Genomic DNA, 13918 nt, shown 5'->3' with positions numbered 1-13918 from the left:
AGGACGCGCCTCGCCCTGCTGCGCCGTGCGGGCCTGCACCCGGGAACGCGGACCGCGATCGGCCAGCCCCGAAGGACGCACCCCCGAAGGACGCACCAATGACCCGTCCCTTCGCGCCCGGCTATCGCATCCCGCCCGACCTTCTGCTGAAAGCCTATGCCTCGGGCGTCTTTCCCATGGCGGAAAGTGCCGTCGATCCGGAGGTGTTCTGGGTGCGCCCGGAAACGCGCGGCATCATCCCGCTCGACACTTTCCATGTGCCGCGCAGCCTCGGGAAGGCGGTGCGGCATGGGCGCTTCCAGATCCGCTTCGACCATGACTTCAGCGGCGTGATCGAAGGCTGCGCGGAAAGCCGCGCCGGCCGCGACAGCACCTGGATCAATCAGCCGATCCGCGATGCCTATACGGAGCTGTTCCGCCGCGGCAACTGCCACACGGTAGAGGCCTGGCAGGACGACCGGCTCGTGGGCGGCCTCTACGGCGTCTCGCTCGGCCGCGCCTTTTTCGGCGAGAGCATGTTTTCACGCGAGCGCGACGCGTCGAAGATATGCCTGGTGCATCTCGTCGAGCGGCTGAAGGCGCGCGGCTTCGAACTGCTCGACACCCAATTCACCACGGACCACCTAAAGACCTTTGGCGCGGTGGATGTGCCCCGCGCCAGATATGAGGCGATCCTGGCGGATGCGCTGGCCGGAACGGCCACCTTCTAGCTGTCATCGCCCTCGGTGCTTGCGCGGGCGCGCTTGATGTCGGGCGGCGTCGCCTCGTCGAGGAGCGCGGCAATCGCGTCGGCGAGCGACATCGACTGCTGGTCGCGCGAGCCGAGCCGGCGCACGTTGACCGTGTCCTCCTCGGCTTCGCGCCGTCCGCAGACGAGGATGGCGGGCACCTTGGCAAGGCTGTGCTCGCGCACCTTGTAGTTGATCTTCTCATTGCGAAGATCGACTTCGGCCGACAGTCCGACCGCTTTCAGCCGCGCGACGACCTTTCGCGCATAATCGTCGGCGTCGGAGGTGATGGTCGCGACGACCACCTGTAGCGGCGCGAACCAGAGCGGCATCTGGCCGGCATGGCTCTCGATAAGGATGCCCAGGAAGCGCTCCAGCGAACCGCAGATGGCGCGGTGCACCATCACCGGCTGCTTCTTCTCGGAATCCGAGCCGATGTAGAACGCGCCGAACCGCTCGGGCAGGTTGAAATCCACCTGCGTGGTGCCGCACTGCCATTCGCGGCCGATGGCGTCCTTCAGCGTGTACTCGAACTTCGGGCCGTAGAAGGTGCCCTCGCCCTCGTTGATGCCGGTCTTGATGCGGTTGTCCTCCCGCGCCATGCGGGCGAGCGCACGCTTGAGGATATCCTCGGCGTGGTCCCACATGGCATCGGTGCCGACCCGCTTGTCCGGGCGCGTGGCGAGTTTCACCACGACTTCCTCGAACCCGAAGTCCTTGTAGACCGACATCATCAGGTCATTGATCTTGAGGATCTCCGCCTCGAGCTGGTCTTCGGTGCAGAAGATGTGCGCATCGTCCTGCGTGAAGGCGCGGACGCGCATCAGACCGTGCAGCGCGCCGGACGCTTCGTAGCGATGCACGTTGCCGAATTCCGCAAGCCGGATGGGCAGGTCGCGATAGGACTTCAGGCCGTGCTTGAAGATCTGGACGTGGCCAGGGCAGTTCATCGGCTTGAGCGCGAAGACTCGCTGGTCGGCGTCCGGGTCCTCGGGATGAGTGAAGGCGTGGGCCGACTTCACCGCGAACATGTTCTCCTGGTACCAGCCCCAGTGCCCCGAAGTCTCCCACAGGCTCTTGTCGAGCACCTGCGGCGCATTCACCTCCTGGTAGTCTTCGCCGAGGCGGCGGCGCATGTAGGAGATGAGGTTCTGGAACATCTTCCAGCCCTTGGCGTGCCAGAAGACGACGCCCGGCCCTTCTTCCTGGAAGTGGAACAGGTCCATCTCGCGGCCGAGCCTGCGGTGGTCGCGCTTCTCGGCCTCCTCCAGCATGTGAAGGTAAGCGTCCAGCTGCGTCTGGTCGGCCCAGGCGGTGCCGTAGATGCGCGTCAGCATCGGGTTGTTGGCATCGCCGCGCCAGTAGGCGCCGGCCACCTTCATCAGCTTGAACGCGCTGCCGATCTGCCCGGTGGACGCCATGTGCGGCCCGCGGCAGAGGTCGAACCAGTCGCCCTGGTAGTAGATCTTGAGGTCCTGGTCCTCAGGGATCGCGTCGACCAGCTCGACCTTGTAGGCCTCGCCCTTGTCGCGGAACACCTGGATCGCGCGCGCCCGGTCCCACACCTCCTTGGTGAAAGGTTTGTTGCGCGCGATGATCTCGCGCATCTTCTTCTCGATGACAGGAAAGTCCTCGGGCGTGAACGGCTCGTTGCGGGCGAAGTCGTAATAAAATCCGTTCTCGATCACCGGTCCGATGGTCACCTGGGTGCCGGGCCACAGTTCCTGCACGGCCTCGGCGAGCACGTGCGCGGTGTCATGGCGGATCAGCTCCAGCGCGCGCGGGTCGTCGCGGGTGACGATCTCGACCTTGCCGGAGCCGCCCAGCGGATCGGACAGGTCGCGGACAGTGCCGTCGAGCGCATAGGCGACCGCCTTCTTGGCGAGCGACTTGGAGATCGACTCGGCCAGTGCGGCGCCGGTCATCGCCGCGTCGTATTCGCGGACGGAACCATCGGGAAATGTGAGGGAAACGGATTTGGACATGAGGTCTCCTGCTATCCAGTCCCGCAAACGAACGCGGGTGGTGATGCCGGCCAGTTGGGCCGGAGCGGTCTTTTAGCAGGGAAACCGCCGCCGTAAAGCGGCGGCAGCGAGAGATTTCAAGGACTGGAGCGCTTTTCCGATGCGCCAGCGACGGTTCTTGGTGGACCGAAGGTTCGCTTGTCAATCGGCCATCAGCGTTGGCAATGCCTTCAGGAACGCGTCGCGCGTCTTCGGCCCGAGCGGCGACTTGCCGCGCTCCTTCACGACCACCAGCCGCGCGAAGACCAGCCTGCGCCCGTCCTTGTCCGCCCAACCGACAAACCAGCCGAATGGCTGCCGCGCATCCTTGCCGCCGCTTGCGGCGGGCACCGAGCCTGAGCCGGTCTTGCCTTGAACGTCCCAGCCGCCCGCCTCGAAGGCGGGCAGTATCGCATTGGTCATGTCATAGGCCTTGGCCGACACCTGCAGCTCGCGCGCGAGGATCCGCCGCAGGAAGGCGATCTGCTCGCGAGGGGAAATCTTCAGCGACGAGCTGATCCACGAATGGGTAAGGCCGTCATTCTTGCCGGGATTTCCCGAAATGTCGCCGTTGCCGTACCCGAACCGGGAGACATAGCCGGCAAATCGCTCAGGACCCATCTGGCGGGTGATCTCGCGCGAGTACCAAAGCACGGAATCCCGCTCCCAGATCGTCGGATTGACGGTCTTGTGATCTCGCTTCACAGCGTTGAACTCGGGCTTGTAGTCCCAGCTTGGCTTGTGTTCGTCGATGAGGATGCCGGCATCGTAGCCGGCCAGCGCCAGCGGCAGCTTGAAGGTCGATGCCGGGCTCATGCGCTCATCGCACCGGCCGCTCTCATGTGCTGTGACGCCCGTGGCTGCGTCTACGATCAGCGTGCATTCGAGCACCGCCTCCTTGCCGGAAGCCTTGCCCGCTCCCACCGACGAGGCGGCGATGGCCAGCAGGCCGGCCGCGGCGAAGGCATGAAGACGACGTCTGGCGTGGTTCATTGGATGATGCCCCCGTATGTTGGATCGCACCCTGCGCGGCGGCGTTGTCTCGAATATGGCTAAAATCCGAACGACCTCCCAGAGGGTTAACGAACCATGAATGTCCGTGCGGCACGCGGTCGGATCATCCTCCTGTCTTGTGTTTGCCGATCCGCCAGTAGCGCCACGGCGTGAACCAGCGGTAGCGCGCGTCGAGCGCTTCCGGCACCCGGTCGATGCCGTGGGTCCCGCCCGGACCGCAGCGGGCAACGCGAAACAGCCCCATCCAGCCGCCGGCCCAGAGACCGTGCCGCGCGATCGCCTCATAGGCGTATTCCGAGCAGGTCGGCAGGTGTCGGCAGGTGTTGCCGACGAAACCGGAAAGCGTGAGTTGGTAGAGGCGTACCAAGGCGGTGCCGACGAGGCGACCTGGCGTCTTTCGCCAAGGCCCCGGCCAGTTGCGGCCGCGCGGCCGCGCCATCCTATGTTCATGGCTCGTCATAAAGATGGAACGGGATTACTCATCTCGCTCCAATAGATGCCGTTCACCGGCACGTTTCGCAACTGCCGATCTATCCGTAGCGCCTCTCGCCGCCGCGACGCTCGTATCGGAATTTGGTCGGCAGGTCATCCAGCCCGTTTCCGGAGCGTGGTGTGTCGCGGTAGCTCCTATGCGGCTGGAGGGTCACAATGCGAAGCACGTCATTCCAAATGTCGATATATCTGTTCATGGCCGCGTCTCCTTCCTTGCAAGGATTAGACCGCGGCTGGCACCCGCGTTCAAACGAGTATAAGGTCCGCCTCACATAACATCAGGTTATGGGAATGAAGCGCGGACGCTTGCCCCTGACGGCCCTGCGAAGCTTTGAAGCTGCGGGCCGACTGTCGAGTTTCAGCCGGGCTGCGGAGGAGCTTTTCGTCTCGCAGGCGGCCATCAGCCGCCAGATTCGTGCATTGGAAACCCTTATCGACCAGCAGTTGTTCGAACGGCTGCATCGCCGTGTCGAACTCACGGACGCGGGCCGCAGGCTGCTTGATCAGTTGATCCGCAGCTTCGACGACATCGACCAGCGGCTGTCCGAAATCATGTCTGCCCCGGCGCAACATCTGCTCAAGGTGAGCGTCGAACCATTTTTCGCGGCAGGCTGGCTCTTGCCCCACCTGGTCCAGTTCCGCGCGAAGCGACCCGATATCGATGTCCTGGTCGATGTGAACGGGAGACTGGTCGAGTTCCGCAGTCGTGAGGCTGAGCTCGCAATACGCTTCAGCGCCGCCAACACCTCTTGGCCGCGGGTGCAGGCCCAGCATCTGATCGACGGCACCCACACGCCGCTGCTCTCACGGGCGCTTCTTGCTTCGGGTCCGGAACTAAGGCGTCCGGCTGATCTGCTCAACTATACGCTGCTCCACGACGACAACCGAAATGCCTGGCCGTTGTGGTTCAAGGCGGCGGGCGTGACAAATCCCCCCACAGGTCGCGGGCCGCTATTTCCGGACGGCGCACTCGGCGTCCAAGCGGCGATCCTTGGCCACGGCGTGGTGCTTGGCGACTTGGTAGTGAACAGTCAGGACCTGCGATCGAAAAGACTCGTCAAACCCTTCACTGTCGCGGTTCGATACGGCGCCTACTGGCTTGTAGCGCCAGACTTTGCAAACTTGAGCGAACCGGCACGCGCCTTCGCCGACTGGCTATGCCAGGAAATCAAAACTGAAGATGGCGCCTAGGCCGCCCGCTCGGCCTGCTTCTTCTTCTCGATCTGGCCGATCGCATCGACCACGGCGTCGAACGTCAGCATGGTCGAGGCATGGCGCGCCTTGTAGTCGCGCACCGGCTCCAGATATTTCAGGTTGGCGAATCGCTCGCCGCTCGGCGGTGCGCCGTTCTCCTTCAACATCCCCAGCATCTCGTCGCGCACCGCGCGCAGTTCGGCAGCTGATGCGCCCACGACGTTCTGGGCCATGATGGACGACGAGGCCTGGCCCAGCGCGCACGCCTTCACGACATGGGCGAAGTCGGTCACCACATCGTCTTCCATCTTGAGATCGATGGTGACCGTCGACCCGCAGAGTTTTGAATGCGCAGTCGCGGTCGCGTCGGCATCCTCCAGGCGCCCGATGCGCGGGATGTTGCCGGCGAAGCCGAGAATTTTCGAATTGTAGACGTCGTCGATCATTTTGTTTCGCCGCTTCGCCCTTGCGCGAATGCTCCTTGCCGCCTCCGCGTCTTTCATTCGTGCGGCACGCCCATATATAATGCTCAGGCTCACGTCGCGGCAAGGCAGGCTGCGCGAGAGCAAAAATGCCGCTTCCCATTGATTTTTCCGAGGATCCGGGAAAAGGCGGTCCGTTCAACTCGTTCCCCCGAACTGTGAGAGGGGAACTACGGGAGACGCCTTATGGACGCCGTTGCCAAGAAACTGATGCCCTCCGCGTCCTATATGGACAAGCCGGTAACAGACAGACCATCGCAGGCGGAGGTGGAGGCGGCAGTGCGCACGCTCCTCCGCTGGACTGGCGACAATCCCGATCGGGAAGGACTCATCGATACGCCGAAGCGCGTCGCCAAGGCTTTTCGCGAGATGTATGGCGGCTATGACATGTGTCCGGCCGAGGAACTCGGGCGCACCTTCGAGGAGGTTGCCGGCTACGACGACCTGGTGCTGGTCAAGGACATCAAGTTCCACTCGCATTGCGAGCACCACATGGTGCCTATCATCGGCCGCGCCCATGTCGCCTACCTGCCCGACGGCAAGGTGGTCGGCCTATCGAAGATCGCGCGGGTTGTCGACATCTTCGCCCACCGGCTGCAGACCCAGGAGGCCATGACGGCACAGGTCGCCAATGTCATCCAGGACGTGCTCAACCCGCGCGGGGTTGCCGTGATGGTCGAAGCCGAGCATATGTGCATGGCGATGCGCGGCATCCGCAAGCAGGGCTCGACGACGCTGACCTCCACCTTTACGGGCGCCTTCCGCGACAGCCCCGAGGAGCAGGTGCGCTTCGTGACCATGGTGCGCTGCGCCGCGCCCACCTCATGACCGGCAGCTGCCGGTACTCGACCACGGACCGGCAATGCCTTTGATCAATTTTCCGGACGCCCCAACCGACAAGCGTGAACTCGAGGAAGGCGCGGCCTTCTCGCCACGCTTCGATGCGCATGGCCTCGTCACCGCGGTCGTGACCGACGCGGGCGACGGACATCTGCTGATGGTCGCCCACATGAACGCGCAAGCGCTGGCGCTCACGCTCGAGACCGGCATCGCCCATTATTGGTCGCGGTCGCGCCGGGCGCTGTGGAAGAAGGGCGAAACCTCCGGGAATTTTCAGCGTGTGGTGGAGATGCGCACGGATTGCGACCAGGACGCCGTCTGGATCAGCGTAAATGTCGAGGGTGACCACGCAACCTGTCACACGGGCCGACGTTCTTGCTTCTATCGGATCGTCGCAGTGGAAGGCGACGCCGCAGTCCTGAAGAGCGATGGCAGCGCGACGCTCTTCGACCCGGCGGCCACATACGGCGAATGATCCTGGGGACTTCCGGGGTCGAGTGATTCGGCGCGTTCACCTTTTCGATACGTCGCAGCACTACGATCAGGAGTAGGACACGGGAGACAGAGATGCTCGAATGGGCGTCTATGTACGGCAGGGATGGCCTTCGCGAGGCCCAGGGCCGTTCGGCCGCCGGAGGATCGGCCGCGGCGGAACCACCGAAGAAATCGGGCATTGCGCTGGCTTTGGGCGGCGGCGTCGCCCGCGGCTGGGCGCACATCGGCGTCCTGCGCGCGCTGGACGAGGCGGGGATCGAGATAAACATGATCGCCGGCACCTCGATCGGGGCGCTGGTCGGCGGTTGTTATCTGGCAGGCAAGCTTGACGTCCTGGAGGATTTTGCCCGTAGCCTGACCAAACGGCGGCTGTTTGGCCTGCTCGACTTCAATCTTCGCGGCAGCGGACTGCTTGGCGGCATGAAGCTGACCCAGCGCATGCAGGAACATATCAACGGTCTGCGCTTCGAGGACCTGCCGAAACCGTTCGTCTGTGTCGCCACCGAAATCCGCACGGGCCACGAGATCTGGGTGCAGAGCGGCTCACTGATCACCGCGATGCGCGCCTCCTATGCCCTGCCCGGCGTGTTCGAACCGGTCGTCTGCAACAAGCGCGTGCTGGTCGACGGCGCGCTGGTCAACCCGGTACCGGTCTCGGTTTGCAGGGCACACGAGCAGCCGCTGGTGGTGGCCGTGAACCTCCATTACGACCTGTTCGGGCGCGCCGCCGTGGTCAAGCACAGCGCCGGCGAACTGGTGGTGGAACACGATGCCCCGGCGCATCCGCGCCCGGACAACGAGGAGGCCGCCAATCGCGAGACCCGGCTGGGCATAACCGGCGTGATGGTCGAATCGTTCAACATCATCCAGGACCGCATTGCGCGCGCACGGCTTGCGGGCGACCCGCCCGACATGTCGCTGCATCCGAGACTCAGCCATGTGGGCCTGTCGGAATTCCATCGGGCCGACGAATCGATCCGCGTCGGCTACGAGACGACGATGGCCCACATCCAGGACCTGAAGCGCCTGCAAACGGTGCTGGCGTAGGGCGCAGCCACCGACCGAGCGTATCCGGCGGGTGTTCAGCCGCCTACCCGGCGCTCCATGTCCGAGACATCGTGACAGTGGCTAATCGACCACCGAAGCGCCCCACGGGAAGGAACTGTTAACCAGTCGCTTCCTATTTCTCGACAGGTGCTCACCGCCGAGTCTCGAGTGTAGAATCCATGAATTTTCCGCGCGCCAATTTCTCCAATCTGGTTCCGTATGACGAGGAGGAGGCTGATCCCTTCGGCGACCTGGGCATCGCTCCGCGCGGAGCCGACCAGCCCGAATCGACCGCCGCTTCGGAGACGAAGGCACAGCCAACCCAGCCTGCAATGCCTGACTGGCCGCTGAAGACGGAGGCAAGGGTATTCACCCAGGCGGCCGTCAGCCCGCTCGAAGCGGAGCGCGCCCGCCTCAAACGCCGCATCCTTGCAGGCAGCGCTTCACGCGACGTTTCTGCTGTCGCAGGCCAATTCGACTTCCCCACGTGGCAGAATTACTTCTTCCTCGCACCGAATGTCCGCTTCACCCGGACCCCCGACAGCGAGATCCCGAGGCCTGAGCGGGCGACCGACAGCCCCGCCGTTGCGGAGCAAAGCTCAGCCAGCGCCCGGCCGACGCAGGAAGCCACGAAAGACGCTGCGCCGAGGAACGTGGTTGCGCCAGCTCCCGCGCCGCAGGCGCCGTATGTGGATCGAACCGCTGCCGTGGCTCGGCCCACGGTGCAAACCCCGCCAGCGCAAGTCCGCGCGCCGTCAGTGAGAGCCGCATCAACCCCCGCGCCGGATTCGAAAGGCGTCGCCGCAACGACGACCGCTACGAACGGAGCAAGGTCGATTGCCACGCAGTCAGCTGCCGACACGAAAGTCGGTGCTGCGCCGCCGGATGCGAGCGGCCCACGCTGGCCATATCTGTCAGACCACGCATTCTTCGAGTGCATGACGCTCGACGCTTCGGATGATCCGGCGCCGGTTCGCACGGACCCGCCGGCTCCCACGGCGGGCCGAATGCCAGCCGTCGCCGTCAGACCGATGCGCGCCCGACCGGCCGTCGCTGAAATCACATCGATGTTCCGGGTCATCGAATGCCGTTCCGGAGCGCAGCCCTCCCCTGCGCCGGTGGACGAGCCGGCTCCATGCGCTTCCCCCGAAGCTGCTGTCGCACCCGAGCCGGAAGCCAGCACAGCCTCATCGCAAGGCGCGACCGCCGCACCAGCCGAGAATGACAACGCGGCCCGGGAGCCCAAGGCCTCGAGGGTCGACATCACCATGCCGCCCGTCGCCGCACGCAGTGCTTCGCCGAAGCCGGCCGCAGCGAGAATCGTTCAGTTCAGCGACGGCGACGATTACGAGCTTCCCTCGGAAGAACTCCTGCAGAACCCGCCGGTTGGACAGGGTTTTTACATGTCGCAGGAGCGGCTGGAGCAAAACGCCGATCTGCTCGAAAGCGTGCTTGAGGACTTTGGCGTGCGCGGCGAGATCATCCATGTACGGCCGGGTCCGGTCGTCACGCTCTACGAGTTCGAGCCCGCGCCGGGCGTCAAGTCCTCGCGCGTGATCGGCCTGGCCGACGACATCGCGCGCTCCATGTCGGCCGTGTCGGCGCGCGTCGCCGTCGTGCCCGGCCGCAACGTCATCGGCATCGAATTGCCGAACGAGACGCGCGAAACGGTCTATTTCCGCGAGCTGATCGAGGCCGACGGCTTCCGCAACACGAGTTGCAAGCTGGCGCTCTGCCTCGGCAAGACGATCGGCGGCGAACCGGTCATCGCCGAACTCGCGAAGATGCCCCACCTGCTCGTCGCCGGCACCACCGGATCGGGCAAGTCGGTCGCCATCAACACCATGATCCTGTCCCTGCTCTACCGGCTTAAGCCCGAAGAGTGCCGGCTCATTATGGTCGATCCCAAGATGCTGGAGCTGTCGATCTATGACGGCATTCCGCATCTGCTGACGCCCGTGGTCACCGATTCCAAGAAGGCGGTGACCGCCCTCAAGTGGGCCGTGCGCGAGATGGAGGACCGCTATCGCAAGATGGCCCGCCTCGGCGTCCGCAACATCGACGGCTACAACCAGCGCGCAGCCGCCGCCCGCGACAAGGGCGAGATCGTCACCATGTCGGTCCAGACCGGCTTCGAGAAGGGCACCGGCGAGCCGCTCTTCGAGGAGCAGGAGATCGACCTCGCGCCGATGCCTTACATCGTCATCATCGTCGACGAGATGGCCGACCTGATGATGGTCGCCGGCAAGGAGATCGAAGGCGCGATCCAGCGCCTCGCGCAGATGGCGCGCGCCGCCGGCATCCATCTCATCATGGCGACGCAGCGCCCATCGGTCGACGTCATCACCGGCACGATCAAGGCGAACTTCCCGACGCGCATCTCCTTCCAGGTCACCTCGAAGATCGACAGCCGCACCATTCTCGGCGAGCAGGGCGCGGAGCAGTTGCTCGGCCAGGGTGACATGCTGCAGATGGCAGGCGGCGGCCGCATCGTGCGCGTCCACGGCCCCTTCGTGTCGGACGAAGAGGTCGAGCAAGTCGTCACCCACCTCAAGACGCAGGGCCGGCCGGAATATCTGGAGACGGTGACCGCCGACGAGGAGGAAGAGGAGGCCGAGGCCGATCACGGCCCCGTCTTCGACAAGGGCGCCGTGGCGTCGGAGGACGGCGACACGACCTACGACGAGGCGGTGAAAGTGGTGTTGCGCGACAAGAAGTGCTCCACCTCCTACATCCAGCGGCGGCTCGGCATCGGCTACAACCGCGCCGCCTCGCTCGTGGAACGCATGGAGAAGGAAGGCCTCGTCGGCCCGCCGAACCATGTCGGCAAGCGCGAGATCATCATGGGCAAGGCCGAGTAGACCTCCCGACCGCGCACCGGCGCGGTCCCCTCCCCCGGGGCTCCCCGGAACGAGGTTCATATTTGCTAGCGCGCCTCGGGAGGCGCGCAGCAGCGCGGCGGTTCACCGGCGCGCCCTGCACGCCGCGTAGCCCGCGTCCTCGGCTGCACGATCCGTGGGCGTCAGGCTGCATGCAAAGTCATCATACAACATGAAGATTTTTGTATGTTGACATCCCTTGGTTGTCGCATCTACCGTTGTCTGGCCATGTTTTGGGAGGACAGGCTGGAACGATGGGCGCATTGATCGCCGATGATGTTCTGTTTCCGGCCGAACCCGGCGTCCGCGCCATTGCGCGCGAACTCTACTCCGAGGTGAAGAGCCTTCCGATCGTGAGCCCTCATGGCCACACCGATCCCCGCTGGTATGCGCTGGACGAGCCGTTCGCCGATCCGGCGCAACTCCTCATCGTGCCGGACCACTATATCTTCCGCATGCTCTTCAGCCAGGGCGTGCCGCTGGAAGATCTTGGCGTGCCGCGGCTCGACGGTGCGCCGGTGGAGGCCGACGGCCGCAGGATCTGGCGGCGTTTCGCGGAAAACTACTATCTGTTCCGCGGCACGCCGACACGGCTCTGGTTCGACTTCGTGCTCTCCGACCTGTTTGAGATCGACCGTCCGCTGTCGGCCGAGACGGCCGACGACGCCTACGACACCATCGCCTCTCTGCTGCAGAACGACAGCTACCGCCCGCGCGCGCTCTACAAGCGCTTCAATATCGAGGTGATTGCCACCACCGACGGCGCGCTCGACGACCTGCGATACCACAGAGAGATCCGCGAGAGCGGCTGGGAGGGACGCGTCGTCACCGCCTACCGGCCCGATTCGGTCGTCGATCCCGACTTCGAAGGTTTTCTCGACAATCTTGATCGTCTCAGCGAGATCACCGGATGCGATACCGAAACATGGGCCGGCTATCTCGATGCGCACCGCCAGCGCCGCGCCTTCTTCAAGAGTTTCGGCGCGACCTCGAGCGACCATGGCCACCCGACAGCCGAGACCGCAAACCTGTCCGACGCGGCGGCCAACGAGCTGTTCAACCGAATCCGGCGAGGCTCCAGCGAGGAGCGCGAGCGTAGGCTGTTCCGGGCTCAGATGCTCACCGAGATGGCCAAGATGAGCTTAGACGATGGCCTGGTGCTGCAGATCCATCCCGGCTCCTGGCGCAATCACTCGCCCGCGATGCTGCGCGCCTTCGGCCGCGACAAGGGTTTCGATATTCCGACCCGCACCGACTACATCACCGCGCTGAAGCCGCTGCTCGACCGCGTGGGCCTCGAGCCGGATCTGACGGTGGTAGCCTTCACGCTGGACGAGTCCAGCTATGCGCGTGAACTCGCTCCGCTTGCCGGCGTCTATCCGGCGCTGAAGCTGGGGCCCGCATGGTGGTTCCACGACAGCCCTGAAGGTATGCGGCGGTTCCGGGAGATGACCACCGAGACCGCGGGCTTCCACAATACGGTCGGCTTCAACGACGACACCCGCGCCTTTCCATCCATTCCCGCCCGCCACGACGTGGCGCGGCGGGTCGATTGTTCGTTCCTCGCGCGCCTGGTCTCGGAACACCGGCTGAGGATCGACGAGGCCCACGAGGTCGCAAGGGAACTGGCCTATACGCTCGCCAAGAAGGCGTATCGGCTCTGACAATCTGAAGTCTGCATCGAACGGGAGGAAACCATGATGCATCTTTCGAAACTGGCGGGGGCCACGCTGGTCGCTGCCGCATTGATGGCCGGCGTGGCGAGCGCACAGACCGTACTGCGCTCCTCTGACACCCATCCGGACGGCTACCCGACAGTCGAGGCGGTGAAGTACTTCGGCGATCTGGTGAAGGAGCGTACCCAGGGCCGCTACGCCGTCGAGGTGTATCATTCAGCCCAGCTCGGCGAGGAAAAGGACACGATCGAGCAGGTCCGCTCGGGAGTGATCGACCTCAACCGCGTGTCGATGGCCCCGTTCAACGGCCTCATTCCCGAGACCACGGTTCCCTCCCTGCCTTATCTGTTTCGTTCGGAAGAGCACATGCACAAGGTGATGGACGGCGCGGTCGGCGACCAGATCGCGGCCGCCTTCGAGCCGCACGGCCTGGTGCTGCTCGCCTTCTATGACGGTGGCGCCCGTTCCTTCTACAATTCCAAGAAGCCGATCAATTCGCTCGCCGACCTCGCCGGCATGAAGTTCCGCGTCATCCAGTCGGACATCTTCGTCGACATGGTGGCCGCACTCGGCGCGAACGCCACGCCGATGCCCTATGGCGAGGTCTATTCGGCAATAGAAACCGGCGTCATCGACGGCGCCGAGAACAACTTCCCGAGCTACGACACCGCCAAGCATTCAGAGGTCGCCAAGTTCTATTCGCTCGACGAGCACACCATGGTGCCGGAAGCCTTCGTCATGGCAAAGTCCAGCTGGGACAAGCTGACCCCTGAGGACCAGGCGATCTTCAAGGCGGCGGCCAAGGAGAGCGTCGCCAAGCAGCGCGAGCTGTGGACGGCCAAGGTGAAGGAATCGCGCGCCAAGGTGGAAGCAGCCGGCTCGCAGATCACGACGCCGGACAAGCAGCCCTTCATCGACGCCATGGGCCCCGTCTACGAGAAGCACGTCAAGGACGACAAGCTCAAGTCGCTCGTGGAAGCCGTCCGCGCGGTACAGTGAAGGCAGAGCGGGCGGCGTGCAAATAGTCTTGCACCCGCCCCTCCCACTTACCTGTCCCCGCAAAGGTCG

The 13918-nt window shown here is 64.4% G+C and carries 13 protein-coding genes; 8 read left to right on the top strand and 5 right to left on the bottom strand.

Annotation, left to right across the window (positions count from 1 at the left end; all coding sequences use genetic code 11):
• Window positions 1-98 precede the first annotated feature (98 nt).
• Complete coding sequence (gene aat, locus PD284_RS13715; protein WP_274628746.1) at window positions 99-710, top strand: leucyl/phenylalanyl-tRNA--protein transferase; 612 nt, start codon at window positions 99-101, stop codon at window positions 708-710.
• Here the strand turns inward: aat and thrS are convergent.
• The 4 genes from thrS to PD284_RS13695 form a co-directional block, all read right to left on the bottom strand.
• The gene (thrS, locus tag PD284_RS13710) at window positions 707-2713 is read right to left on the bottom strand and encodes a threonine--tRNA ligase (RefSeq protein ID WP_274628745.1); all 2007 of its coding nucleotides are present in this window, start codon (window positions 2711-2713) and stop codon (window positions 707-709) included. The genes aat and thrS overlap by 4 nt on opposite strands.
• 180 nt (window positions 2714-2893) lie before the next feature.
• Window positions 2894-3724 carry a class D beta-lactamase gene (blaOXA, locus tag PD284_RS13705; RefSeq protein WP_274628744.1) on the bottom strand — a complete coding sequence of 277 codons (831 nt, stop codon included), beginning with the start codon at window positions 3722-3724 and terminating at the stop codon, window positions 2894-2896.
• Between the two features lie 124 nt (window positions 3725-3848).
• Entirely contained in the window at window positions 3849-4184 is a 336-nt protein-coding gene (yidD, locus tag PD284_RS13700; RefSeq protein ID WP_338036654.1) for a membrane protein insertion efficiency factor YidD, read from the bottom strand.
• A 91-nt stretch (window positions 4185-4275) separates the two neighbouring features.
• Complete coding sequence (locus PD284_RS13695; protein WP_274628742.1) at window positions 4276-4434, bottom strand: hypothetical protein; 159 nt, start codon at window positions 4432-4434, stop codon at window positions 4276-4278.
• Window positions 4435-4528: 94 nt separating this feature from the next.
• Between PD284_RS13695 and PD284_RS13690 the strand changes: the two genes are divergently transcribed.
• Window positions 4529-5428, top strand: a complete 900-nt coding sequence (locus PD284_RS13690; RefSeq protein WP_274628741.1) for a LysR substrate-binding domain-containing protein — start codon at window positions 4529-4531, stop codon at window positions 5426-5428.
• Here PD284_RS13690 and PD284_RS13685 read toward each other — a convergent pair.
• Window positions 5425-5877, bottom strand: coding sequence for an iron-sulfur cluster assembly scaffold protein (locus PD284_RS13685; RefSeq protein ID WP_274628740.1), 453 nt, complete (start codon window positions 5875-5877; stop codon window positions 5425-5427). The genes PD284_RS13690 and PD284_RS13685 overlap by 4 nt on opposite strands.
• A 222-nt stretch (window positions 5878-6099) precedes the next feature.
• Between PD284_RS13685 and folE the strand changes: the two genes are divergently transcribed.
• The 6 genes from folE to PD284_RS13655 all read left to right on the top strand — a co-directional run bounded on the left by folE (window position 6100) and on the right by PD284_RS13655 (window position 13849).
• Window positions 6100-6741 carry a GTP cyclohydrolase I FolE gene (gene folE / locus PD284_RS13680; RefSeq protein ID WP_274628739.1) on the top strand — a complete coding sequence of 214 codons (642 nt, stop codon included), beginning with the start codon at window positions 6100-6102 and terminating at the stop codon, window positions 6739-6741.
• Window positions 6742-6775: 34 nt separating this feature from the next.
• Complete coding sequence (hisI, locus tag PD284_RS13675; RefSeq protein WP_274628738.1) at window positions 6776-7228, top strand: phosphoribosyl-AMP cyclohydrolase; 453 nt, start codon at window positions 6776-6778, stop codon at window positions 7226-7228.
• A 92-nt stretch (window positions 7229-7320) separates the two neighbouring features.
• Window positions 7321-8295, top strand: a complete 975-nt coding sequence (locus tag PD284_RS13670) for a patatin family protein (RefSeq protein WP_274628737.1) — start codon at window positions 7321-7323, stop codon at window positions 8293-8295.
• A 179-nt stretch (window positions 8296-8474) separates the two neighbouring features.
• On the top strand, window positions 8475-11156 hold the full coding sequence (locus PD284_RS13665; protein WP_411956206.1) for a DNA translocase FtsK: 2682 nt from the start codon (window positions 8475-8477) through the stop codon (window positions 11154-11156).
• A 272-nt stretch (window positions 11157-11428) separates the two neighbouring features.
• Window positions 11429-12838 (top strand): glucuronate isomerase, encoded by a 1410-nt coding sequence (gene uxaC / locus PD284_RS13660; protein ID WP_274628736.1) that lies wholly within the window; start codon window positions 11429-11431, stop codon window positions 12836-12838.
• Between the two features lie 33 nt (window positions 12839-12871).
• Window positions 12872-13849 carry a TRAP transporter substrate-binding protein gene (locus PD284_RS13655; protein WP_274628735.1) on the top strand — a complete coding sequence of 326 codons (978 nt, stop codon included), beginning with the start codon at window positions 12872-12874 and terminating at the stop codon, window positions 13847-13849.
• Window positions 13850-13918: the final 69 nt, after the last annotated feature.

The sequence above is a fragment of the Mesorhizobium shangrilense genome (assembly GCF_028826155.1).
Taxonomy (GTDB): Bacteria; Pseudomonadota; Alphaproteobacteria; order Rhizobiales; family Rhizobiaceae; genus Arvimicrobium; species Arvimicrobium flavum.
Note: the sequence above shows the minus strand (reverse complement) of the source record. Positions and strands in the feature narration are given on the sequence as shown.

Coding starts and splice junctions, on each gene's coding strand:
- aat (WP_274628746.1), top strand. CDS start 99: ATGACCCGTCCCTTCGCGCCCGGCTATCGCATCCCGCCCGACCTTCTG.
- thrS (WP_274628745.1), bottom strand. CDS start 2,713: ATGTCCAAATCCGTTTCCCTCACATTTCCCGATGGTTCCGTCCGCGAA.
- blaOXA (WP_274628744.1), bottom strand. CDS start 3,724: ATGAACCACGCCAGACGTCGTCTTCATGCCTTCGCCGCGGCCGGCCTG.
- yidD (WP_338036654.1), bottom strand. CDS start 4,184: ATGGCGCGGCCGCGCGGCCGCAACTGGCCGGGGCCTTGGCGAAAGACG.
- PD284_RS13695 (WP_274628742.1), bottom strand. CDS start 4,434: ATGAACAGATATATCGACATTTGGAATGACGTGCTTCGCATTGTGACC.
- PD284_RS13690 (WP_274628741.1), top strand. CDS start 4,529: ATGAAGCGCGGACGCTTGCCCCTGACGGCCCTGCGAAGCTTTGAAGCT.
- PD284_RS13685 (WP_274628740.1), bottom strand. CDS start 5,877: ATGATCGACGACGTCTACAATTCGAAAATTCTCGGCTTCGCCGGCAAC.
- folE (WP_274628739.1), top strand. CDS start 6,100: ATGGACGCCGTTGCCAAGAAACTGATGCCCTCCGCGTCCTATATGGAC.
- hisI (WP_274628738.1), top strand. CDS start 6,776: ATGCCTTTGATCAATTTTCCGGACGCCCCAACCGACAAGCGTGAACTC.
- PD284_RS13670 (WP_274628737.1), top strand. CDS start 7,321: ATGCTCGAATGGGCGTCTATGTACGGCAGGGATGGCCTTCGCGAGGCC.
- PD284_RS13665 (WP_411956206.1), top strand. CDS start 8,475: ATGAATTTTCCGCGCGCCAATTTCTCCAATCTGGTTCCGTATGACGAG.
- uxaC (WP_274628736.1), top strand. CDS start 11,429: ATGGGCGCATTGATCGCCGATGATGTTCTGTTTCCGGCCGAACCCGGC.
- PD284_RS13655 (WP_274628735.1), top strand. CDS start 12,872: ATGATGCATCTTTCGAAACTGGCGGGGGCCACGCTGGTCGCTGCCGCA.